The 24077-nt window shown below is 43.2% G+C and carries 16 protein-coding genes and 2 tRNA genes; 4 read left to right on the plus strand and 14 right to left on the minus strand.

The annotated features are described in order from the left end of the window. Positions 1-29: 29 nt before the first annotated feature. Positions 30-734: a porin family protein gene (locus tag ONT18_RS11980; protein WP_264905796.1), complete on the minus strand. Its 705-nt coding sequence runs from the start codon at positions 732-734 to the stop codon at positions 30-32. Between the two features lie 480 nt (positions 735-1214). Here ONT18_RS11980 and ONT18_RS11985 point away from each other — a divergent pair, with 480 nt between their 5' ends. Next, a complete protein-coding gene (locus ONT18_RS11985) occupies positions 1215-2552 on the plus strand; it encodes an ATP-binding protein (RefSeq protein ID WP_264905797.1) in 1338 nt (445 codons plus the stop codon). Between the two features lie 161 nt (positions 2553-2713). Here ONT18_RS11985 and ONT18_RS11990 read toward each other — a convergent pair whose 3' ends face one another. Together ONT18_RS11990 and ONT18_RS11995 are read right to left on the minus strand one after the other, a co-directional pair. Continuing rightward, complete coding sequence (locus ONT18_RS11990) at positions 2714-4249, minus strand: RagB/SusD family nutrient uptake outer membrane protein (protein WP_264905798.1); 1536 nt, start codon at positions 4247-4249, stop codon at positions 2714-2716. A 21-nt stretch (positions 4250-4270) separates the two neighbouring features. Further along, positions 4271-7339 carry a SusC/RagA family TonB-linked outer membrane protein gene (locus tag ONT18_RS11995; RefSeq protein ID WP_264905799.1) on the minus strand — a complete coding sequence of 1023 codons (3069 nt, stop codon included), beginning with the start codon at positions 7337-7339 and terminating at the stop codon, positions 4271-4273. Positions 7340-8098: 759 nt separating this feature from the next. Here ONT18_RS11995 and ONT18_RS12000 point away from each other — a divergent pair. Continuing rightward, positions 8099-8956 carry an enoyl-ACP reductase FabI gene (locus ONT18_RS12000; protein ID WP_006848080.1) on the plus strand — a complete coding sequence of 286 codons (858 nt, stop codon included), beginning with the start codon at positions 8099-8101 and terminating at the stop codon, positions 8954-8956. Between the two features lie 73 nt (positions 8957-9029). Here ONT18_RS12000 and ONT18_RS12005 read toward each other — a convergent pair whose 3' ends face one another. Next, a complete protein-coding gene (locus tag ONT18_RS12005) occupies positions 9030-10037 on the minus strand; it encodes an endonuclease/exonuclease/phosphatase family protein (RefSeq protein WP_264905801.1) in 1008 nt (335 codons plus the stop codon). A gap of 56 nt (positions 10038-10093) precedes the next feature. On the opposite strand from ONT18_RS12005, the gene ONT18_RS12010 reads away from it, so the two are divergent. Then, positions 10094-10165, plus strand: a tRNA-Arg gene (locus tag ONT18_RS12010). Between the two features lie 146 nt (positions 10166-10311). Here the strand turns inward: ONT18_RS12010 and secDF are convergent. From secDF to ONT18_RS12025, 3 genes are all read right to left on the minus strand, one after another. Next, positions 10312-13329, minus strand: coding sequence for a protein translocase subunit SecDF (gene secDF / locus ONT18_RS12015; protein ID WP_264905802.1), 3018 nt, complete (start codon positions 13327-13329; stop codon positions 10312-10314). A gap of 119 nt (positions 13330-13448) precedes the next feature. Next, a complete protein-coding gene (locus ONT18_RS12020) occupies positions 13449-14546 on the minus strand; it encodes an endonuclease/exonuclease/phosphatase family protein (RefSeq protein WP_006848083.1) in 1098 nt (365 codons plus the stop codon). A 6-nt stretch (positions 14547-14552) separates the two neighbouring features. Further along, positions 14553-15491 (minus strand): rhomboid family intramembrane serine protease, encoded by a 939-nt coding sequence (locus ONT18_RS12025; RefSeq protein WP_264905804.1) that lies wholly within the window; start codon positions 15489-15491, stop codon positions 14553-14555. 228 nt (positions 15492-15719) lie between these two features. On the opposite strand from ONT18_RS12025, the gene ONT18_RS12030 reads away from it, so the two are divergent. After that, positions 15720-15995, plus strand: a complete 276-nt coding sequence (locus ONT18_RS12030) for an HU family DNA-binding protein (RefSeq protein WP_006848085.1) — start codon at positions 15720-15722, stop codon at positions 15993-15995. 107 nt (positions 15996-16102) lie between these two features. Here ONT18_RS12030 and ONT18_RS12035 read toward each other — a convergent pair whose 3' ends face one another. From ONT18_RS12035 to tyrS, 7 genes are all read right to left on the minus strand, one after another. Beyond that, a complete protein-coding gene (locus tag ONT18_RS12035; protein WP_022121527.1) occupies positions 16103-16906 on the minus strand; it encodes a gluconate 5-dehydrogenase in 804 nt (267 codons plus the stop codon). A 168-nt stretch (positions 16907-17074) separates the two neighbouring features. Next, positions 17075-17890 (minus strand): FecR family protein, encoded by an 816-nt coding sequence (locus ONT18_RS12040; protein WP_264905805.1) that lies wholly within the window; start codon positions 17888-17890, stop codon positions 17075-17077. A gap of 111 nt (positions 17891-18001) precedes the next feature. Then, positions 18002-19219, minus strand: a complete 1218-nt coding sequence (locus tag ONT18_RS12045; RefSeq protein ID WP_264905807.1) for a DUF4249 domain-containing protein — start codon at positions 19217-19219, stop codon at positions 18002-18004. A 22-nt stretch (positions 19220-19241) separates the two neighbouring features. Beyond that, positions 19242-22001, minus strand: coding sequence for a TonB-dependent receptor (locus tag ONT18_RS12050; protein WP_264905808.1), 2760 nt, complete (start codon positions 21999-22001; stop codon positions 19242-19244). A gap of 24 nt (positions 22002-22025) precedes the next feature. Beyond that, positions 22026-22547, minus strand: coding sequence for an RNA polymerase sigma-70 factor (locus ONT18_RS12055; protein ID WP_264905810.1), 522 nt, complete (start codon positions 22545-22547; stop codon positions 22026-22028). Between the two features lie 84 nt (positions 22548-22631). Beyond that, positions 22632-22702, minus strand: a tRNA-Gln gene (locus ONT18_RS12060). 66 nt (positions 22703-22768) lie between these two features. After that, positions 22769-24070, minus strand: coding sequence for a tyrosine--tRNA ligase (tyrS, locus tag ONT18_RS12065; RefSeq protein WP_006848087.1), 1302 nt, complete (start codon positions 24068-24070; stop codon positions 22769-22771). Between the last annotated feature and the right edge of the window lie 7 nt (positions 24071-24077).

Genomic DNA, 24077 nt, shown 5'->3' on the forward strand with positions numbered 1-24077 from the left:
GCTTTTCTTATTTCTATCCAAATATTCTTTTATAATGTAAAACGATAACCCACGGTAAAGGTCAGAGCCTTGTTCTTACAGTTATCCCAATCACCCTTGCTAGCCTTCGTCAGGCTCACGTTGTAACGGGCATCCAGAATCACGTTCATATATTCATAGCTCAAGCCCAAAGGAATGGCTACATCCACCTTCTTGGCAGGCCAAGGAGCTTCGGTCTCGTGCATTTCCTTGTATGTAATAGACCCGTTCTTGTCCTTCTGAAGGTCGGTTTCCTCTCTTTTCACCTTGCCGTCGCCACAAAGGAATCCCATCTGAACGCCTGCATTCACCGACAAACCCTCTACAAGATAGGCTTTCAGCATGAGCGGTACCTGGATATAATCGAGGTTCACATGATGATTCTTAATACCTGTATATTCCCCTTTTTCAGCATTCTCAGTCAACTCGCAGTCAGGGAAGCGCATACCCTGTCGGGCATAATAAGCACCCAGCGTAATACCCAGGCTCTTATTTATGCAATATTCCACATCTACGCCACCCATGAATCCTGCCTGATACTTAGACTCTAGTGAGGTTCCATCCAAAGTTTCCAGAGTCAACCCGCTCCAGTTAGCCAGAGATACACCAATACGAGGAATTACCGAGAATCTGCCTACCGGATTCTCCACTTCTTGTGCCTTTGCTCCCACAACAGCAAGCAGCAGCACCATCATTATAACTATTTTCTTTTTCATTTCCACAACAGTTTGTATATCATAATAACAAGAAACAAGGGATAATATTGCATCCTACAGCCATTTTTCTCCATGAAAGACCTGTTCTCGCAAAGTGTTAACAAATACAACTCATAGTTTTCTTCCCTCCAACTCACCGTTTTCTGGAGCATAAGTCATAGTTTACGCCATGCCAAACCTGCATTTATGACCTAAAAATATAACACGGACAAATTGAATTTGTCCGGTTGTTTGTCCGGCATCTTTATAATCTTCTCATAGTCAGCGATTTATATCATGCCGGACAAATTTGTCCGGACAAATTCAATTTGTCCGTGTTTTTTTTCTTGGAAAGTTTTCCTCATCCCGATTAAAAGATAAACATTTGGGGGATTTGGAACATTTCAAGCAAAAACATTTGGGGGATTTGGAACATTTTAACAAAAAACATTTGGGGGATTTGGAACTTATATGTATCTTTGCGCTCAAAATCAGCAAGTTATGAGAAAAAGAACATTTAAAAGAAAAGTGTACGACAAAATGCTCGAATGGAAGCGAGAGAGAAATGGTAGCACAGCCCTCTTGCTCAAAGGAGCACGCCGTGTAGGAAAGTCAACAGTAGCCAAAGCTTTCGCAGAAAATGAATACAAAAGCTATATCCTTATAGATTTCGCACAAGCATCTAAGGAAGTGAAACAGCTGTTTGACAACCTCATGGACTTGAACTACATATTTTTACGCCTCCAATCAATCTACCAAGTAATCTTGGAGCCACGCAAATCAGCCATCATTTTCGATGAAGTACAAATGTGCCCACAAGCCCGGCAAGCCATCAAATACCTAGTAGCAGACGGAAGATACGACTACATAGAGACAGGCTCTCTTATCAGTATCAAAAAGAATGTAGAAAACATTTTGATTCCAAGCGAAGAAACACGTTTGGATCTCTATCCGATGGATTACGAGGAATTTCGATGGGCAATGGGCGATACTGCTACATTTCCCCTTCTCAAGCAGTTTCTCGATGCAAAAGTTCCATTGGGAGCAGCGCATCGAGAAGCTATGCGCAACCTTCGTCTATATATGCTTGTAGGTGGAATGCCACAAGCCGTAAACGAGTACTTAGATACCAACAATCTGAGCAAAACAGATGCCGTAAAGCGAGAAATCATAGAACTTTATCTTGACGACTTCAGAAAGATTGACAAAACAGGAAGAGCTGCCAAGTTATTCGAGAGTATTCCTTCCGAATTAAACAAAAATTCAGCCAGATACCAGGTAGCAAGCGTATTGGATGATGCAGGCAGAAAGAATCTCATGGGAGTCTTGGCAGACATGAAAGACAGCATGGTGGTCAATTTCGCCTATCACGCAAATGATCCCAATGTTGGTTTTTCATTACATAGTGACGAAGACTACTATAAAATGTTTGTTGGAGACACAGGGCTATTCGTCACACTTGCTTTTTGGGATAAAGACTACACAGAGAACAACATTTACGAAAAGTTGTTGAGCGACAAACTGAGTAGCGATATGGGGTATGCCTATGAGAATCTCGTTGCCCAAATGCTTACCGCATCAGGAAACAAACTGTTCTATTACACATTTCCCCATGCAACAAGTCACAAGAACTATGAGATAGATTTCTTGCTATCTCGTGGCAAGAAGATTTATCCGATAGAAGTGAAATCATCAGGATATAACAGTCACAAGTCGCTAGATGAATTTTGCCAGAAGTTCTCTGATAGAATCGACAAAAGATACCTATTATATACGAAAGATTTCAAAAAAGATGGACAGACCTTATTGGTGCCAATATATATGACACCTTTGCTATAAATAAAATATAACACGGACACATTCAATATCGCTATAAATCGAAAAAGAGAGGCGAGCTTCACAGCCAGCCTCTCCCGAGAGATTTATAGAAAATGCCACTCATGGCATTCCTATATCTTGATTAAAAATATTATCTTATTAAAATATTCCATTAACAGCGATTACTCACCGTAACCCGTATTCTGCTTGATGTTAGGGTTGGCGTTGATCTCTGCCTGCGGAATGGCAGCAATAGCCTTGAAGTAATCACGATTGAAAGACTGAGCTTCCTTGCTCAATATCTTGTGCCAACCCTTATCAGCTTCACTTGTATAACGGGTGATAGTCTCGTTATTACGCAAAGCATCAAAGTAACGCTGTCCCTCGCCAATCAACTCCTTACGACGTTCAATCAAGATACGCTCAAGTGTGATGTTATCCACTGTAGCCAAAGAAGCCTCTGTTGTGGTACGATTCTTTACCAAATCATTCAGATACTCTACAGCCTTAGTCTTGTCATTATTTCTAAATGCACACTCTGCAGCTGTCAAGTAAACCTCAGAAAGACGGATAATTGGAACGATAGTAACATTACGAAGATTATCACCTTGACCACGCAACTTGTTCAGATATACCTTGTTGGTACCATAAGTTGCCACCTCTTTGGCTGCAGTTGCAGGCAAGAACATATCGTTACGAACATCTTTTGGGTCTGAAGTAAGCATGTCAACAAACTTCTTAGTAGCAACCATTTCCTTGTAGCCTTCACGCTGCTGGAGGTTACCGATACCATTCAAGTCATTGTTGTCTGTAGAACCTGCCACATTGAGACGGAACAAGAACTCACTCTCATTAGGAGTTGAAGCATCCCATGCTTTGAAGTATTGGTCACGAGTCCACAACGCTGCGCCAGAATTCTTGATAATATCCTCAGCAACAGACAAGGCGTTAGCATAATCACCCATATTCAAATAAACACGAGAAAGGATTGCCTTTGCTCCCCAAACGCTTACATAACCTGGTTCTGTCTCTGTAGCAAGAGCATTAGAGCTGATAGCCTCAGTCAAATCCTTCACTACTTGGGTGTAAACCTCAGCAACAGTGCTACGAGCAGGTTTTGCATTAGACTCCAGCACTCCTGTTACCAATGGTACACCAAGAGATGCACCCTGATCCTCTGTATATGGCTTACCATAGATACGAACAAGGTCAAAATGAGCAAGGGCACGGAGTACCTTTGCCTCTGCCGCATACTGGTCAATAGTAGCCTTAGCCTCTGCTGCATCGCTCAAAGCACCACCTTCTGCAGCAGCGATGATACGATTAGCACGGCCAATAACAATATATGGTGATTTCCAAGCTACGTTACTGGAAGAAGTACTTGAGCTAAACTCAGATGCTGTCTGATAGTTCATGTCATAGTAGAAACTTGCACGGTTAGAACCACCAATATTATTATACTGATAATCATCACCTGCATGAACATCACCATAAACGAAGAATTGCTGACCATAGTAATCTACCAAGCTGCTGTTTCCTTTCAAAGCCTTGTACATACCCGTTCTCGCAGCAGCCAAGTCTGAACTGCTGGTCAAGGCTGCATCTGCATCTGTACCATCAGAAGGAGTTACGTCCAACCAATCATTGACGCAAGATGACAGGCTGGCTGCCAAAATAGCGCAGCCCATTACCTTATATATTGATTTTAATACTTTCATTGTATTTCGTTCTTTTATAAATTAGAAACTAAGTTCGATACCAAATGTATAAGTTCTCAAAGCTGGCATTTCGAATGTACACAAGCCATCCGCTGGTGTCTCTGGATCAACATAAAGATCCTTAGACTTCCAGGTCAACAAGTTGTTGGCAGAGAAATATACACGAGCCTTGCTCAAGCCAAGGTTGCTGATCCACTCCTTTGGTGCTGAGAATCCTAAGGTAAGGTTCTTCAAGCGAAGATAATCGTTAGGCATCAACCAACGAGAAGACAACACACCCTTACCATAACCAGCCTGGAACTTAGGCAACTTAGCATTATCGCCTGGCTTCTGCCACATATCCTCCAACTTATAGTAAGAAGGGATTGCTCCATTGAGGGCGAATGTACCACCATTATCGTGCAACCAAGTAGCATAATCGTAAGAGTCACCGCCCAACTTATAGGTCAAAGTAAAGTTGAAGTCGATAAACTTCCACTTGATGAAGTTAGACAAACCGCCCTCAAGTGCTGGCTCATGATGACCAACAATAGTTTTGTTTGCCTCAGCTACATTAGTAGTGGTCTTGCGAGCATTCTCAGTTCCATCATTGATGTAATAGCTCTCCTTACCTGTCTCAGGGTCAACACCTGCATACTCATACATATAGTAAGAATAGTAAGGCTTGCCTACCTGATGAATCATGGCACCGCTGATAATCTTGTCATCATCACCTGTCAACTCTGTTACCTTGTTGGAGTTATGACCAAAGTTCAAAGAAGTAGTCCAAAGGAAGTCCTTCTTCTGAATGTTGGTAGAAGAAATGGTCACCTCAATACCTTGGTTACGCATAGAACCTACATTCTGAGCCATGGTAGCATACAGAGAAGATTCATCATAGTAACCTGGAATCATAGAGATAGGACGGTTCATAATCAAATTGGATGTATTACGTACGTAGTAATCCAATGTTACAGAAATACGGTTGAGGAATGTCAAGTCAAGACCAAAGTTCCAAGCCTTGTTCTGCTCCCACTTCAAGTCCTTGTTGGCTACACCAATGATACCCATACCATTGCTACCATTGTAGTACTCACCATACTTATAAAGGTTCATGTAACTATACAAGCCAGATGGAAGAGTTCCGTTCACACCATAAGATACACGAATCTTACCATCGCTCAATATATCCTTGATAGAATCCATGAACTTTTCTGCACCAAAGCGCCAAGCACCAGATACAGACCAGAACGAACCCCAACGATTCTCACGTGCCATACGAGAACTACCATCACGACGATAGCTTACACCAGCATAATACAAATCGTTATAGTTGTAGTTGACACGACCCAAGAAAGAAGTCATCTTTGAGTCATACTTGTAACTCTGCATAGAGGTATCGCCAGAGTTAGCGAACTCATACAAGTTGCCAGGGTAGTCTGTACCGGAAGCGTATGAGTTGTTGTTATGCCATGCCTCTGTCTCGAAACCAAGCAAAGCATCCACATTGTGGGCACCAAAAGACTTATTGTATGTCAACTGTGTCTGAGTGTTCATGGTTGTCCACTCATTGTAAGTACGCTGCATCACACCATTTGAGCCAGAACCATTACCACAGAATTTGTCCCAAAGCACATCCTCGGTAGAGTTGATGTAGTCGTAAGCTACCTTCTCACGCAACTTCAAGTTGTCCCAAATGTTCCATTCGAGAGCCAAAGTGCTGTAAGAACGTGTCGTGTTGGTTCTATCAGACATGTGCTGGTTCTCATAAATAGGGTTATAACCCTTGTTATAAGCGCCATCTGTCTTTGTCAGCAAATTACCATTCTTGTCATAGATAGCATTAGAAGGGCCAAGGAACCATGCTGCACTTGAGATGGCACCAGCAAAAGAAGCGCCACCATCCATGGCAGAGTTCTGATGCATAGATGAAATCATTGTGCTAGCATCCAACTTGAACTTACCAAAACGATGGGAAACGTTTACATTACCTGTCATACGTTCCAAGCCTGAACGGTCAACAATACCATTCTGATTTGCATATGACAAAGATGCATAGAACTTGGTCTTATCATTACCACCAGTTACACTTGCCTGATAGTTCTGATTTGAACCATTTTTGAAAAGCGCATCACGCCAGTTTGCCCAACCATTCTCTGGTTTTGCTGCATAATCATCAATATTTTGATCGGCAAAAGCTGCAGCAGAGGCATCAGTAGTACCATCAATATTATCAAAAGCATAGTTCTTCAAGCCTTGATAAATCAAGGCACGACGAGAATCACCATCCAACGTTGGACGATAGTTGATAGCCATGTTAGAGAATCCCCAGTCGCTACGGAAATCAACCTGGGTCTTACCTGCACTACCACTCTTGGTTGTAATGACAAGCACACCATTGGCTGCACGAGAACCATACAAAGAGGCTGCGGCAGCATCCTTGATAACAGTGATAGATTCGATATCGTTGCTGTTCAATGTAGAAAGTGCATTGGTACCAGAACCATTGTAACCAACTTGTGTGGAACCATCATTGAAACCACTCAAGTTACCAGAGTTCACAGGAGTACCATCAATCACAATCAATGGATCGTTACCTGCATTGATAGAACCCATACCACGAATACGGATATAGTTCATTGCACCTGGCTGGCCAGAGAAAGAAGAAATAGAAACTCCTGGGATATTACCAGAAAGCTTATCTTCAACAGAAAGTGAAGGAACATCACTCAACTTAGCTGTTGACATGGAAGCAGCAGCACCTGTAAATGAAGATTTCTTGAAGTTACCATAACCTGTAACAATCACCTCATCCAAGGATTTGTTGTCAGAAGTCAAAGCAATCTTCATGTTAGAACTTGCTTTAACAGTTTGTGGATTCATACCTATATAGGTAATCTCCAACTTGGAGCCGGCTGGAACATTCAAACTGAAGTTTCCATCGACATCCGTAACAGTACCCGTATTAGTACCAGCTACTTTGATTGATGCGCCAATAACAGGCTCACCATCCTCTGAAGCTACTACCTTACCGGTAACAGATGTTTGGGCAAAGGCTACTCCACAACTGAGAATTGCCCCCCCCACAAATAAAGCGATTCTTTTAAACATAATCTCTCTCTTTATTAGATAATAATTAATAAATTTATAATAATCGGCTGCAAAATTAGATTTTTTTTCGGATATTTGCAAATATTTTGAAAGAAAAATTTAATAACGTACATAAAAAAGTCTGTTTTTAACACTTCTACCTTGTCATATTGCAACAAAAAGGATATTTTTGCTGCAATAAGGCTATAATTTGTAAGAACAGAAATAAGAAGGTTCTTAAGTTATCTATACAGGCATCTGCCGGGTTAGACGTATTGCTTAAATACGTAGAACAAATAGATTAAATAGTCACAGTTCTACGATTCATCGGTTCTAACAATTAGTTCCGTTCGGTTGCCGGCAGTTGCCAACAAGGTTGCTGACATATGTCAATAACTCTGTTGGCATATGTCAGGAACCTTAGTGGCATATGTCAGGAACCTTGTTGGCATATGTCAGGAACCCTACAAATCTAATTCCGCAGACCAACAGATACGTTATCAATAAGCATAAGATATATCTGTTTCAGACTTATTATCTGCAAAGAATAAATAGAATAACATACTGACTGCAGGGAGCGAAATACTTGACATACCACAAAAAAGAAAACGTTTACGGCACTTTTTAGTTAAAAAATTTGGGTATATTGCACATTTTTCGTAATTTTGCGCACGATTTCAACGACTAGAACAAAACAAAGTGGTTTTACACCTTATTATATATAGAGAATGATATATGTAGGGGATTGTCGTTAGTATAAACAAAAGTATTAAGATAACAATGACTCACAATTTGTTAAAAGGCAAGCGTGGCATCATCTTCGGTGCACTCAATGAGGAATCAATCGCTTGGAAAGTAGCTGTAAAGGCTGCTGAAGAGGGTGCTACTATCGCACTTAGTAATACAGCTATGGCTTTGCGTATGGGTACGCTGGATAAGCTCGCTGAACAGATCAACGCTCCTATCATCGCAGCTGATGCGACTAGCGTAGAAGACTTGGAAAAGGTATTCACAGAGGCTCAGGAGAAACTCGGTGGCAAAATCGACTTCGTGCTCCACTCTGTAGCTATGAGCCCTAACGTTCGCAAGCATCGTACATACGATGACCTCGACTACAACTTCCTGAACAAGACATTGGACATCTCTGCTATCTCTTTCCACAAGATGTTGCAGGTAGCCAAGAAGTTGGATGCTATCAACGAGTGGGGTTCTGTAGTAGCTCTCACATACGTAGCTTCTCAGCGTACATTCTTCGGTTACAACGATATGGCTGATGCCAAGAGCATGCTCGAAAGTATCGCCCGCAGCTTCGGTTACATTTACGGTCGTGAGAAGCACGTGCGTATCAATACCATCTCTCAGAGCCCTACAGCTACAACAGCAGGTAAGGGTATCAAGGATATCGAGAACATGATGGACTTCGCCGACAAGATGTCTCCACTCGGAAACGCCGTAGCAGAGGATTGCGCTAACTACTGCGTGATGATGTTCTCTGACTTCACCCGCAAGGTAACCATGCAGAACCTCTTCCACGATGGTGGTTTCTCATCAATGGGTATGAGCCTCCGTGCCATGAACCAGTATGCTAAGGATATGGCTCCTTATGAGGATGAGAACGGTAATGTTATCTACGGATAATCAGGCAGAAGAGAAAAATCTCACTAATATACAGACAGGTATGTTCAGTAAAAATCTGAGCATACCTGTTTTTTTATTCATATCCACCCACTATCTTAAACTTGGCAACAAGCGGAAGATGATCGCTGTATCCACCCAAATATCGTGGACCGAGATAGGTGCGGAAAGGTTTCTTTCCGCCATATTTCTCATCATCTTCTAAGAGAAATGGCAAATCTCCTATCTGACAACTCATCTTAAGCCGGGAAAGCGAAGGACTGAAGAGTATCTGGTCAAGGCTTCGCCAATCTCCATGCCAGCGATAAGTAGCCTTGGCACCATGAGAGCCTTTGACGCCAACAGATATATTAATAAGGTGATGCTGATAAAGATAACGAAGAGCCGGAGAATCGGAATAATCGTTGAAATCGCCGGCTACGATAATCCTTGCACTATCATTGAGCGCATAGATAGAATCTACAGCAGAAGCCAACTGGCTGGCTACCTGCAGGCGGTAGGGACGCGAAACCTGTTCGCCGCCACGCCGGCTAGGCGCATGCAATACAAAGACATGAAGCGTATCATCATTCATAATCCGCCCCGAAGCGTAGAGAATATCTCTCGTAGGGCGAGTATCAGGCAGCGGCTTGATGCGGATGGACCGGAACTGTATAAGCGCAAAAGAAGATGGCTGATAAAGCAAAGCCACATCTATGCCTCGTTCATCAGGCGAATCGGTCATCACATAATCATAATTCACACCGCGAAGAGCTGAACGCCGGGTTAAATCAAACAGCACACTATCGTTCTCCACTTCGCAAAGCGCCACAAAATCGGGAACATGCCAGGACTTCTCCGAGGGTCTTGAAGGATTATCTGGGGAGGCGGTACCAACAAGCGACAAATCTTCATAACCCAAAGCTACTATAGTCTTGGAAAGATTTGCCAGCTTGCGCCAATAGCGATAAGGCGTCCACTTGTAACTGCTCTGTGGCAGGAATTCATAGTCATTCTTCAGCGAATCATGCTTCGTATCGAAGAGGTTTTCGCAGTTCAACTCCACAAAAGTGAGGAAACTTGATAAGATGAGAGTGAAAAACATAACATTTTATTTTGTATTGTCAACGATTTGATGTATCTTTGCAGTCGGTTTACAATGGTCCTATAGTTTAACGGATAGAACGGAGGTTTCCTAAACCTTTGATCCGAGTTCGATTCTCGGTGGGACCACGTACTTTCCTTATCATTCCAGAGATGATAAAACAATAAAGGTCGCTCCTGACAATCAGGAAGCGACCTTTATTATTTTTATATTCTTTCCAGTATCTTTCTCTATCCGACATACATCGGACAGAGAAAGAATGAAGAGTTTCTGATTACTTAACTTCAGCAACCTCCTCAGCTGGCTCTTCCTTAATCTTACGACCAAGAACGATGTAAGCCATTGGAGATGCAATGAAGATAGATGACAATGTACCGAATACAACACCCAGGATCATTGCGAATGAGAAGCTGCGGATGCTGTCACCACCGAGGATGAAGATACAGAGCAACACGAGCAATGTAGATGTAGATGTATTGATGGTACGAGCCAATGTCTCATTGATAGATGCATTGAAGAGCTGCTGACGGTCGCCCTTAGGATGCAACTTCAAGTTCTCACGGATACGGTCGAATACAACCACCTTATCGTTGATAGAGTAACCTACCACGGTCAGGATAGCACCGATGAAGGTCTGGTCAATCTCCAGTGAGAATGGAACGAGACCCCACAGGAGTGAGTAGAAACCGATTACTGTCAAGGCATCAAATGCCAAAGCTACAGTAGAACCTACAGAGAAGGCCACGTTGCGGAAACGTATCAGGATGTAGAGGAAGATAGCAATCAATGCGAAGAGCACACTATAGATAGCACCCATAGTGATATCCTTAGCTACAGAAGGACCTACCTTTGTACTACTGATGATAGAACCACCCTGACGAACATCTGGGTTCTTGAATGCCTCAACACTCTTCTGAGAAACCAGGTTAGCCTTCTTCAAGGCATTGTAAAGGATAGTCTCAGCCTCATCGTCAACAGTTGGACTGTTGCTCTCAATCATATAGTTGGTAGATACACGGATAGTCTTACCGTCTGTACCGATAGCGATAGCGCCAGTAGTTGCCTTAGAACCATCTGCATTAACGAATGCATCACCAAGAACAGTACGGATCTGCTCAGGCTCTACAGGGTTCTCGAACTGTACTACATAGTTACGACCACCAGTAAAGTCGATACTCTTGCTCAAGCCACGAACAAAGAAGCTACCTATGAATACCACAGCTGCTACGATGGCAACGGTGAAGGTAGTCTTGTACATAGACATGAACTTATACTTCTTGCCCTGCATGAGGTTGTGAGAAACTGGAGTATCAAACTTGCAGTGCATCCACTTATCGTGGTTCAACTTATAATCGTAAACCAGACGAGTCAGGAACACAGCAGTGAAGAATGAAACTACGATACCGATGATCCATGTAGTAGCGAAACCACGGATAGGACCTGTACCGGTAGTCAACAGGATAACACCAGTAATCAAAGATGTCAAGTTAGAGTCGAAGATAGCAGAGAAAGCGTTGCCATAACCGGCAGCTACAGCCTGCTTCATACCCTTACCGGAGCGGAGCTCCTCCTTGATACGTTCATATATAAGCACGTTGGCATCCACGGCAGTACCCAGAGACAAGACCATACCGGCAAGACCTGGTAACGTCAGAGCCGCCTGGAAGGACGTCAGAATACCCAGCGTGAAGAATACATTGACGAGCAATGCCAAGTTAGCCATCATACCAGGAATGATGTTGTACATCATCACCATGTAAACCATCAGGAGTACGAAAGCTACAACGAATGATACAATACCCATCTGGATAGACTGTGCACCGAGTGTAGGGCCTACAACCTCCTCCTGAACGATACGTGCAGGAGCTGGCATACGACCAGACTTCAATGTGTTAGCCAAGTCCTTGGTATCCTCGATAGTGAAGTTACCGGAAATCTGAGAGCTACCACCATCAATCTCGCCGTTTACACGAGGAGCAGAGTAAACTACGCCATCCAAAACGATAGCAATAGCCTTACCTACGTTAGCCTTGGTCATCTGAGCCCACTTACGTGCGCCCTCAGTATTCATCTTCATGCTAACAACAGGTGAACCCATCTGGTCGAACTCGTCCTTAGCATCGGTAATTACATCACCCTCCAAAGGAGCACGACCTGTAGTGGTAGTCACCTTCAAGGCGTGAAGCTCGAAGATATTCTTAGCCTTCAGGTTATCAGCTGGCTTAGCACTCCAAAGCAGACGCAAGTCTGATGGCAAAACGCGCTTAGCCACAGCAGAGTAGATAATCTTGTTGATGGCAGCAGTATCGCGAACGCTAGCATAACCAACAGTACTCAAACCACCACCGAGCTGCAAACGAGCCAACAATGGGTGAGCCTTGATAGCAGCAGCATTCTGAGCATCCTCGCCTACCTTGCTTGCAGCATCGTCCTTCTTCTTGATAGAGAACTTAGCCTCAGCCTTCTTAGGTTCAGCCTTAGCAACTTCCTTTTTAGCGGCAGCAGAATCTGCAGCTACAGAGTCTTTCTCCTCCTGACCATTATCACCATTTGCAATACGAGTATCAAGCTGCTGGAGATAAGGAGCGATTTCCTCTGAGTTGTATGTCTCCCAGAACTCAAGGTTTGCACTACCCTGGAGCATCTTACGCATACGCTCTGGCTGGCTGATACCTGGCATTTCTACCATGATACGGCCCTGCTGACCTTCCAACTTCTGGATGTTAGGCTGTACAACACCAAACTTATCGATACGGGTGCGGACAACGTTGAAAGAGTTGTCGATAGCATCCTGTACAGAAGCGCGGATAGCCTTCTCTACCTCTGCGTCGCTGCTCTGAGGAGAAACCTTGCCCTGCAACTGCTGGGTAGCGAACACTTCTGCGAGTTTATGACCTGGTGCGCTCTTATGATAAGCGTTAATGAAAAGTGACACGAAGTCACCACCGTTAGCTTCTTCCTGAGCTCTAGCTTCCTTCATGGCATTGGTAAAACCAGCGTCGGTCTTATGATCGGCAAGGTTTTCAAGTACATCAGGTACAGAAATCTCAAGAATTACATTCATACCGCCCTTAAGGTCAAGTCCAAGACCAATCTGAGTCTCCAAGCAGTTCTGGTAAGAATAAACACCTAAGTACTTAACAGAATCCTTATAATCCTGCTGAGCAATAGGATCTTTAATCTTTGCAGCCTCGCTGTCATAGTAACGTGTGGCAAACGAGAATGACAAATAGAAGATACTTGCGAGTGTCAGTAAGACGGCTACACAAATTACAATTCCTTTGTTTTGCATTTCTATTTATTGTTATTAATTATTTGTTTCTTTTCAATTGCTTTTAGGGATTCTTTCAAAAACCTCCATAAAGTTGTGCAAAAATAAGCATTTTTTTTCTTATATAAGAATAATTTGCTCTATTTTTGCTTTTTAGGGCGCATTTTTAGCTTACAAATGATAGGATAGTGGTCTGAAACGGCGATTTTATCATCAACTTTACATTCATAAGGCTCCCAATCGTCTGAACACATGATATTGTCAATGCGAACAAAAAAGCCTCCATGATGATAGCTGATACCCGGTCCGTTACCACTTGCAATGTAGCAATCCGTCAAATCTTTAGCTATCGTTCGATGAGCATAAGAGATAGGACCATCATTAAAGTCACCGCACAAAATAATACTCTGTTCTTTATGCTGCTGAATGTATTTTGCTACAGCCTCAGCCTCCGGAGCCCGTTTCTTTGTTGCCTCGGCAAGTTTTACAACGAGCAGTTTGGACGTTTCTTCTGCAGTATCAACCTGCAATTTTCCGATAACCAGATTCTTGAACTGGCGTCTGTCCTCTAAACTTAAGCCGGTTGTTTCCAAATGATTATTGATGAGAAGGACCTCTCTATCTTTCACTTTCAGACGATACGCTACACTCATATTTCCTTTCGATTCATAAGGAATTCGCTCTTTTGAAAGAATAGGGTATTTACTGAGCAACATAAGACAATTTCCACCATTCACGTGCATCGTTGTATCCTGATAAGCATACATGGGCTTGAGCATGCTATCTATCTGTTCAATATTCCGGGAAGTAGGACATGCTTCCTGCAGACAAACAATATCAGCATCCTGCTCCTGCAGATAAGCAATACAGATATTAGTTCCTTCGGCATCCTCTGTCTGTGCACCAAAATTCCAGGTATTATATGATAGAACTTTGATACAACCTTTTGGAGTTTCGCCAGAAAAGTTGATTGGCATATACTTGCGGACAGGAACAAAACAGATCAAGAAGCCTAAGAATGGAATAATGGCATACTTAGACCGGAAGAGCAACCAGAAAAGCAAAAAGCCTAAGTTAACTATAAGAAAAACCGGGAAAAGTAAGCCAAGATTAGCCAATGCGGCGAACTTTTCCGGCTGAAAGAAGTCAGAAAAGCCCACCAGCAACATGATGATGATAGTTGCCACATTAGCACCAGCTACCATCTTATATGTAAATTCCTTAAATCCTTTAAACATAGTTTCCTACTTATTACTCTGATCAAAGAGCATCTGCTTTTCACTCTGAGTCAAGCTATCATAACCGCTTTTCCTTATCTTATCCAAGATCCTATCTATCTCTTCCTGAGATACGACCTTTTCATTGGTCTTACATTCAGCATCCTGTTCATAAGTCGGATTATAAGATTCATTCTTGGTATAAGTAAAATGCGTTCTACCTGCCCGACGCTTTCCGCCGAACATACCTTTCAACTTATCGAATGCATCAGCAGAATTAGACTGATAGTAACCATTACCAATCTGCTTACGCCAATAACGGATCAGGAAGAATCCAAAGACCATACCTCCTAAATGGGCAATATGAGCCACACCGTCATCAGAGAGAGAGAATGTTGAAACCAATTCTATGACAGCATAGCCTATCACGAAGAATTTAGCTTTAATAGGAACTGGCAACGGGAAAATGAAGAGACGCTCGTTTGGATAAATCATACCAAAGGCAAGCAATATGGCATAAATAGCTCCTGAAGCACCCACGGTAGTCCATAGGTTCAGATATTGCTCCATTGTTATTCTGGCTCCATTAACACTAACATAATCATAAGCTGCCATATCCTTTGCCACATAGGTAATATACTGTGCAGCTTCCTGGAACAAACCTGCTCCCACTCCACACACTATGTAATAAAAAAGGAATTTCTTTGGTCCCCAAACTCTTTCAACCACACAGCCAAACATCCATAAGGCAAACATATTAAAGAGAATATGCTGGAAACCACCATGCATAAACATGTAGGTAACTAACTGATAAATATGGAAATCGGATGCCAGGAAGAAATGAAGCCCAAACATATCTGTCAGTTCAGAACCGCCACCCATACTCTTGTCCATCAGCATGCATGCCAGGAATGCTACTACATTCACTATCAGCAAATTCTTTGTTACAATTGGAATATTGCGCATAACTTTATTTCTATAAACAGTTTAATAATCTGAATAATATTTGTATTTTGGCGACAAAATTACGAAAAATATCCGTGAAAACACCAAAAAATAGACTTATTACACTTAAATTTCAATAATTTCAGCACTTTTCTGCTTTTTTTATTTGAACTTTCATAAGAAAAAGCTATATTTGTAAACGAATTCAACTAAGAAACAACAATATTATTCATTTAATAACGAAAAATTATGAACAAGACAGAATTGATTGACAAGATTGCAGCAGGTGCTGAGATTACAAAGGCACAGGCTAAGGCCGCTCTTGAAGCTACAACAAACGCATTGAAGGAAGCCCTCATTGCAGGTGACAAGATCCAGTTGGTAGGTTTCGGTACATTCAGCATTAACGAGCGTCCTGCTCGTGAGGGTATCAATCCAGCTACTAAGGAGAAGATCCAGATTGCAGCTAAAAAGGTTGCTAAGTTCAAGGCTGGTGCTGAGCTTGCAGATGCAATCAACAAATAATTGTAAAGATTATTTTAATTATAAATATAGGGCAGTCCTTTATGGCTGCCCTATATTTTTTTATTCTATTCAAGTTTATTCAAACTTAAATCTTCATGTTTGATCCTTTATTTTGGCTGTTTTCCGATATATGCCAAGATACCACCATCTACGTAGAGAATGTGACCATTCACTGCATTAGAAGCATCTGAAGCCAAGAAAACAGCAGGACCAGCCAACTCTTCTGGTTCCAACCAGCGACCTGCAGGAGTCTTTGCACAGATGAAGCTGTCGAATGGATGACGGCTACCATCAGCCTGACGCTCACGGAGAGGTGCTGTCTGAGGAGTTGCAATGTAACCAGGGCCCAAGCCATTGCACTGGATGTTGTACTCACCATACTCTGAGCAGATGTTACGCGTCAACATCTTCAAGCCACCCTTGGCTGCTGCGTATGCAGAAACAGTCTCACGACCCAGCTCGCTCATCATAGAGCAGATGTTGATAATCTTACCATGACCCTTCTTGATCATACCAGGGATAACTGCCTTTGATACGATGAAAGGTGCAGTGAGGTCAATGTCAATAACCTGCTTGAAGTCATCTACAGACATCTCTGTCATAGGAATACGCTTGATAATACCTGCGTTGTTTACCAAAATATCAATAACACCAAGTTCCTTCTCGATGTCAGCTACCATGTTTTTCACCTGTTCCTCATCTGTTACATCACAGATATAACCCTTTGCCTCAATACCCTTTGCTTTGTAATCTGCAAGAGCCTGATCCATGTGGTGTTGGCTACGGCAATTGAAAGCAATCTTAGCACCAGCTTTGGCATAAGCCTCAGCAATAGCGAAACCGATACCGTATGCGGCACCTGTTACGAGGGCAACCTTACCCTCCAATGAGAATAGTTTATTAAAGTCCATAATTTTATTTTTTATAAATTGTTTGATTTGTTACGAGGGCAAAGATACAAAATAATTTTGAATATCACCCTAAATCAATACGAAAGATGCACCCTTTTTACTTATTTTCTCATTTTATTGACTGCTTTTCCTAAGTTTGTCCCTTTTTACTATGTTTTATTCACACACTTATCTTATCTGAACACCCAATGTTTCTTCTATTACTTGGATGACCTGTGGGATGGAATTCGTATCAAAATCACCCGTTAGACGCTTGCTCTCATCAGAAGCCGTATAGCTTATACCAGATAATTTAGAAAGTTCCTCCAATACTTCGGATAATGGAGTGTTGTCAAAATGCAGGCGATGGGTAGCCCATGCCACATCATTGATATCATAATCTGCCAACAACTTAGGCTGGGCAGCCCCTTTCAATAGACGTGCCCGCTTGCCTTTAATCAGGAAGACACCCTCTTCAGAGTTACGAGCTGTGAAAAGCACCTTTCCGCTGGTTACCATCACTTCGGGAGCATCTGTTCTTTCATCCACCATAAACTGGGTACCGAGCACTCTTACGTGTCCATGCTCTCCCATCACATCGAAAGGATGCTGTTCATCATGCTTCACCTGATAATAGATGCAGCCCTTCATCTCCACCTTTCTGCAATCATCTTCCTGATAGGAAAGAGAAGAATGAGGCATCAACGAAACCTTCGTTCCATCAGGCAGATGATACGCCACTACTTCCGATTCGGCAGAAAGCGTCACCGTCTTTGGCTGCAAAAGCGTATAGGCTCCTATGGTGAAGAGCACCAGAATAGATGCAGCCACAGCTATCCAGCGGATGCGACGCATGCGTAAAGATACAGTTGCTGCATGCGAAACCTCTTCATCAGCAATGCCTGCCCGAGCCTTCACCTTATACAAAGCCTTCCTGGTATCCAGCTTGCCCGGCTGAAAATACTTCAGCACAAAATCCTGTTCATTCTTGTTGATCTTCATCATAGAATCCCTTTCTTCCTTTAAAATTGTCCTGTAATCTGTGCCTTGCCGGCAATGGCAAAGCACAAGGTACCTAAAATGATAAAAAGACTTCTTTTCATACTCCTCACTTTTTTATTTGGTATATATTCCGCCTTGATTATCCGATGGTGCCGATGGCAATGGGGCGATATACTTCGAAGCTTCACAGACATTAAATCCTGCCACTACACCGAAACCACCTTTTACGTTCGAATAAGTAGGTGTCACCTGCATCAATCCAGCGTCCGCCCAACTATTGCTCTGCGCATCGTTAATGCTCTTCAAGAAGCGATAGTACTCTGGAGTAACCTTGCAAAGTTGTACATTATAAGTAAAGCCAAACAAACGGTCCCAACCCTTATACGTGTGCCAATAAGAATCATTACTGTTCACTTCCAAATGCATCGTATAGGTCTGTCCATTTATCGTCCGGTCATTGAAGATATAAACATCATCAAAGTATTTGTATTCGTCAAAGCCGAAATCATAATCCAACTCTGACTTCTTGTTAATCAATGGCTCACTGGTGGTCACCATCTCAGGCCAATCGATATTTGATGCCAAACTATCAAAACACCATTCATATTCATCCTCCCTACCCAAATAATCAAGATAAGCTTGGTAATTATTAACATAAACATCATGTTGCCATCTATTGCCTTCTTTGGGAACACCTTTCAAGTTTCCATATTTCTGCTTGCGAGTTACCTTCACAGAATAATAATCCGTGGTTGAAGCAGGGTCACTAAAAGTCGCTTCCAACTTATCTACCGAGAAATAAACATCATGATCCGACGATTTCTCTTGCAAGTGGATGTCACCTATATTTACATCAACCTTCTCAGGAATGGAAGTCGAAGCAGAAACCTCGGAGAGACCATCTGCCGACACCTGGACCTCAATCTTATCTCCTGCCTTCTGCTTTCCTACGGCATAATACTGTCCTATTAGGGTAGAAAGAAGCCAACTATAGGAAACTTGAGAAAAGGACTGCGCTTCCTTTATGTTTTCAATACGTTTCACCTCCTGTGGCATTCCATTTACCTTATATACGACACTTGCATCCACGGGCAAGCGTGATTGGGTATCTATATCTCCTTTGAACGAAGAAACGGGCAAGCTTTTCGTTACAACGATAAGTGTGGTGTCTCCCTCCGTAGGAAAACAATAAAGTACCAATCGGGGAGTATCTTGCAGCTTCTTCACATCAAAATCATCTATGCAAGAAGAAAAGACCACGCTCATCAAACAGAAGAACAGTCCCCATCTCCAACTTACATTGATTTTTATTCTTCTATGATTTGTATTCATATCCAATGAAATTTCTTTTGTTTTAAAACTTGATAGTATAGCTAAATGAAGGTATTATTGGAATAAATCCCTTGTTTTTCGCCTCAAACTGCTGCGTAACCCCATTATAGTCCACCTTGACGTACATCGAGTTGAGATGGCAATAAGCATTATAGATGCTCAAATTCCAAATGCGCTCATGTCCATGCTTGGTGACATGACGGAAATCGAATCCCAAGTCCAAGCGATGATAAGCTGGAAGCGTCAAATTATTGGGGATGGCATAGACATAAGAGGCGGAATTCGACCAATTCCACCAATTCCCGTAATACTTGCCTTTTTGATCTGGCAAGATTGGCAATGCCGCCAACTGGGTTGGCACCGTGGCACGATTGCCCGTGTGATAGTTCCAGACCGCAAAGCAACTCACCTTCTTGTTAAACGCATACCGCAAGGACAGATTCAACTTATGGCGGTTGTCATACTTGTCGTAATACCAATCCTGATAGAAGTCATCATACTTTCGCTTGTTCCAAGAGAGCGTATAAGAACCACTCAAAGTCAGATGATTGGTGCGATAAGTGACATCAGCCTCAACGCCATAGAAAAGTCCCTTGCCATCCATCACTTGCGAATCCCAATGCTCAGCAGGCGGCTCTATGCCTACCCAACTGCTGTATTGAAGCAGATGCTTGGACAACTTGTAATAGCCTTCGAGCGACAGAAGCCAATGGCGGTTGGGTTGGGCATAGATTCCTGCCGCAAACTGATAAGAACGCATTGGCTTCAGATTTCGGGTAGTCGGTACCCAATAATCCGTAGGCAAGGACAAGTAGCTGTTAGAGACCTTATGCACATACTGGGTCATCTGAGTAAAGGAAGCCTTCAGCGACACCTCATTGCTCAGTTGATATTTCAGGGCAAAACGTGGGTCGATATTCAAGAAGTTCTTATTACTGATATGAAAAAGGCCCATATTGAAGCCAACATTCATACTCCAGTTGCGGTTGATATTGATTTCATCCTCTGCGTATGCCGTCCACTCATGCGCCACATGACGATTACCACTATTCATTCGGATGGTATCAACTTGGGCTGATGCATTTCCCTCATATCCAGTATAATCCAATTGCATAGCTGTCTGGGGGCGAAAGAGATGCATCGTATAGTCGCTTCCAAAACGGAAATGATGACGAGGGTTCGGACGGTAATCGAATGCCAGACGATAGCCCGCATCATAAATCGTTGAGGTATAACCATGCTCAAAGTGAGTGACAGAAGTGGCATTCTCTCCCGAAGGATTGATGTAACGATAATCATCAAAGGAATACAACTTGGAACGATTATGGGAATACACCGCTGTAATGTTTGAAAAGAGCTTCGGAGAGAACAGGTAGTTCCAATTGAGTGCAACATTAAAGTTTCCCCAATCCAGCTGCGACTTCGACAAGTCCTTGTCATAGCTTTGGTTGGGTTGATACCCATCCACCTTACTTTCATCATAATCATCCTTCACGTCCCAACTGTCTTTTCCGTGATAGAGACTCAAGTCTATCTTCGAACGGTCGTTGAAACGGTGGGTTACCTTGGCATTCAGGTCCATGAAGTAATAACCTATCGAAAGTTTGTCGTCTGGCTCAGAGAAAGCCTTGGTCAAGGGACGGGACAGCAAATCCATCCAGGAACGGCGCATACCTATATTATAAGAGGTCTTGCCTTTCCGGATAGGTCCCTCAAACTGCACACTGGCATCGAGCAGTCCGATGCGATAGGCGCCATGAAACTGATTCATGTTTCCATCGGCTGTACGCACATCCACCACCGACGACAATCTTCCACCATATCGTGCAGGAAAGCCGCTCTTGTAGAAATCCACATTCTTCACCACATCGGCATTGAAACTGGAGAAAAGCCCCAGCGCATGATTCGTATCATAAAGTGGAGTACCATCTATCAGATAAAGGTTCTCATCACCATTGCCGCCATGCACATAGAGTCCGCTTGCCAACTCCTGTCCTTCTGCCACTCCACTCACACGCTGCAGGGTCTTCACCACATCCGGCGAAGACATCAGGGCAAACTCTGTCTTGATATCCTTGTTCGAAAAGGAGCGCTTGCCGGTTTGCGTAGTAAGAAGCGGAGAGTTCAAATCGCCATCCACCACCACCTCAGGCAGTTTACCATCTACCCGGAGCGCCATATTATGATGCATATCTTTCGAAAGATTCAATTTTTCCACTTTGTCGGCATAGCCCACATACGAAAAGCGGAGCTGGTGTTCGCCCTCGGGCAGGGTAAGCGAAAAGAAACCATATTCATTGGTGGTTGTACCGATGCCATCCGTCAGATCATAGATGGTGGCATTAATCAGCGATTCGCCACTCTCGTCACGGACGTATCCGCTGAGAGTGTGGCGACGCTGAACCTGCTGAACTTTGTGATTGATATTCGTGTAAGATGTTGATATTTGTTGTACGGGTTTTCGCTTCAATATCACATAGTTCGCATTGATATTATATAGAATATGAGTTTGCTCGAAAAGCGCCTTCAGTGCTTTCTTCACCGGAAGATGCTGGATATCTGGTCCATGATACTTGATGTTCAATTCCCCATCAAGCGATGAATCATAGACGAAGTTGATTTTCCTGATGCGGTGCAGCCAATCCATCTGCTGACGGATGGTGGTAGAAGTCTGAGCCTCCACCATCATCTTCGGCGTGCCTGCCAACGTTGGAGCCGGCAAGGCTAGAATTGAGAGCGCAAAAATAATCTCTTTACCTTTCATAACTGTACTTTTATTCATTCTTTTATTGCTATAACGCAAGAATTACAGAATACCCCCATGGATGAAAGGTAAAATATAGAAAAAATCTGCAAGAAAATCATCTTTCTTGCCTCGTAAGGTCTTTAAAGCCTTGGAAATCTGATGCTCCACGGTCTTTTCCGACAGGTTCAGTTCTTCAGCTATCTCCCGATAAGTCATTCCGTCACGCTTGCTCATCAGGAAGATTTCCCTGCATCGTTCGGGCAATAGTTCGATAGCCGTCCACAGTTCTGCCTCCCGGGATGAACTTTCCTGGGCCTGGTCATCAGAAATCACGCCACATAAATCGGTAGGAGTAATCTCCGTATCTATCGGAGACTGGCGGCGCAACAGGTCGATGCAGGCATTGCGCACAGAGATATATAAGAAAGCCTTGATGTTTTCCGGCATGATGCTTCTACTTATCAATTTCACAAAACAATCCTGCACCACGTCTTCAGCCTCATCGATATCATGCAGATAATGAGTGGCATAAAGACATAGCGGACGATAATACTGCTGAAATATCAAGTCTATCTCTTGCATAAACCTTCTCTACCTAAACTAAACTCTTATATAACAAAATAACCCTCCAAATCCGCAAAGACTTGAAGGGTTATTCATGACTTGTTGTCCCAGGCGGATTCGAACCACCACTGACAGAACCAAAAACTGTAGTGCTACCATTACACCATAGGACAAGCAAATCGGCTACAAAGGTAGTGGATTTTTTCTCCACTACCAAATATTTTCAATACTTTTAACGATTACTTAACAGTAATCAAGAAGTAGTTCTTCTTACCTTTCTGAACCAAAAGATACTTGCCGTCAATCAGATCATCAGCTGTTACAACCTGATCGAAAGCAGCGAGTTTCTCCTTGTTGAGTGAAACGCCACCACCCTTAACGAGCTTACGCATCTCGCTCTTGCTTGGGAAAATCTGCATACCTTCCTGGTTGAAGAGGTCAACAGCTGTACCACCGAGCAAGTTCTTGTCGAGGTCGTAGTGAGGTACATTGGCAAATACATCATTCAATGTAGCCTCATCGAGCTGTGCCAAGTTCTCCTTGGTAGCCTTACCGAAGAGGATGTTGCTGGCTGCGATAGCCATATCCAAATCCTCCTGAGAATGAACCATTATGGTAACCTCCTCAGCCAAACGCTTCTGAAGTACACGGCGGCCTGGGTCCTGCTTGTGCTCCTCTACGAGAGCATCGATAGTCTCCTTGTCAAGGTCAGTGAAGATCTTGATGTATTTCTCAGCATCATCATCGCTTACGTTCAACCAGAACTGGTAGAAAGCGTAAGGAGTAGTGCGGTTACGGTCCAACCAGATGTTACCGCTCTCTGTCTTACCGAACTTCTTGCCGTCTGCCTTGGTAATCAAAGGACAAGTGAGGCAGAAGCACTCTGCGTCGTTACCCAATGTGCGGTGAATCAGCTCAGTACCGGTAGTCATGTTACCCCACTGGTCGTTACCACCCAACTGGAGACGAACACCATACTTCTCATACTGATAGAGGAAGTCGTAGCCCTGGAGCAACTGATAGGTGAACTCAGTGAAAGACAAGCCGTCGCGAGCCTCACCGTTCAAGCGCTTCTGCACGCTATCCTTCGCCATCATGTAGTTTACAGTGATATGCTTACCAACCACACGAGCGAAATCGAGGAAGGTGAAGTCCTTCATCCAGTCGTAGTTGTTCACCAACTCCGCCTTGTTAGGCTCATTGCCATCGAAGTCGAGGAACTTAGATACCTGCTTCTTGATAGCTTCCTGGTTATGATAGAGAGTCTCTGAATCGAGAAGATTGCGCTCCTGGCTCTTGCCAGAAGGGTCGCCAATCATACCCGTGGCACCGCCGACGAGGAGATAAGGCTTATGGCCACAACGCTGCAAGTGGCGCAACATCATGATACCACAAAGGTGACCGATGTGCAGAGAGTCTGCAGTAGGGTCGGTTCCGAGATAGGCAGACACCATGTGGGTGTTGAGATATTCCTCAGTACCTGGCATTATCTGCGCCAGCATACCACGCCATTTCAATTCTTCAACAAAATTTTTTGCCATAGAATAT

Origin of the sequence: Segatella copri (genome assembly GCF_026015295.1) — a bacterium.
In the GTDB taxonomy this organism is placed as follows: Bacteria; Bacteroidota; Bacteroidia; order Bacteroidales; family Bacteroidaceae; genus Prevotella; species Prevotella copri_C.

What these genes read in the sequence shown, in the direction of transcription:
- ONT18_RS12035 (WP_022121527.1), bottom strand. Translation starts at nt 16,906, where the DNA reads ATGGACTTTAATAAACTATTCTCATTGGAGGGTAAGGTTGCCCTCGTA.
- ONT18_RS12000 (WP_006848080.1), top strand. Translation starts at nt 8,099, where the DNA reads ATGACTCACAATTTGTTAAAAGGCAAGCGTGGCATCATCTTCGGTGCA.
- ONT18_RS12030 (WP_006848085.1), top strand. Translation starts at nt 15,720, where the DNA reads ATGAACAAGACAGAATTGATTGACAAGATTGCAGCAGGTGCTGAGATT.
- ONT18_RS12045 (WP_264905807.1), bottom strand. Translation starts at nt 19,219, where the DNA reads ATGAATACAAATCATAGAAGAATAAAAATCAATGTAAGTTGGAGATGG.
- ONT18_RS12040 (WP_264905805.1), bottom strand. Translation starts at nt 17,890, where the DNA reads ATGATGAAGATCAACAAGAATGAACAGGATTTTGTGCTGAAGTATTTT.
- ONT18_RS12020 (WP_006848083.1), bottom strand. Translation starts at nt 14,546, where the DNA reads ATGTTTAAAGGATTTAAGGAATTTACATATAAGATGGTAGCTGGTGCT.
- secDF (WP_264905802.1), bottom strand. Translation starts at nt 13,329, where the DNA reads ATGCAAAACAAAGGAATTGTAATTTGTGTAGCCGTCTTACTGACACTC.
- ONT18_RS12025 (WP_264905804.1), bottom strand. Translation starts at nt 15,491, where the DNA reads ATGCGCAATATTCCAATTGTAACAAAGAATTTGCTGATAGTGAATGTA.
- ONT18_RS11980 (WP_264905796.1), bottom strand. Translation starts at nt 734, where the DNA reads ATGAAAAAGAAAATAGTTATAATGATGGTGCTGCTGCTTGCTGTTGTG.
- ONT18_RS12050 (WP_264905808.1), bottom strand. Translation starts at nt 22,001, where the DNA reads ATGAATAAAAGTACAGTTATGAAAGGTAAAGAGATTATTTTTGCGCTC.
- tyrS (WP_006848087.1), bottom strand. Translation starts at nt 24,070, where the DNA reads ATGGCAAAAAATTTTGTTGAAGAATTGAAATGGCGTGGTATGCTGGCG.
- ONT18_RS11990 (WP_264905798.1), bottom strand. Translation starts at nt 4,249, where the DNA reads ATGAAAGTATTAAAATCAATATATAAGGTAATGGGCTGCGCTATTTTG.
- ONT18_RS12005 (WP_264905801.1), bottom strand. Translation starts at nt 10,037, where the DNA reads ATGTTTTTCACTCTCATCTTATCAAGTTTCCTCACTTTTGTGGAGTTG.
- ONT18_RS11995 (WP_264905799.1), bottom strand. Translation starts at nt 7,339, where the DNA reads ATGTTTAAAAGAATCGCTTTATTTGTGGGGGGGGCAATTCTCAGTTGT.
- ONT18_RS11985 (WP_264905797.1), top strand. Translation starts at nt 1,215, where the DNA reads ATGAGAAAAAGAACATTTAAAAGAAAAGTGTACGACAAAATGCTCGAA.
- ONT18_RS12055 (WP_264905810.1), bottom strand. Translation starts at nt 22,547, where the DNA reads ATGCAAGAGATAGACTTGATATTTCAGCAGTATTATCGTCCGCTATGT.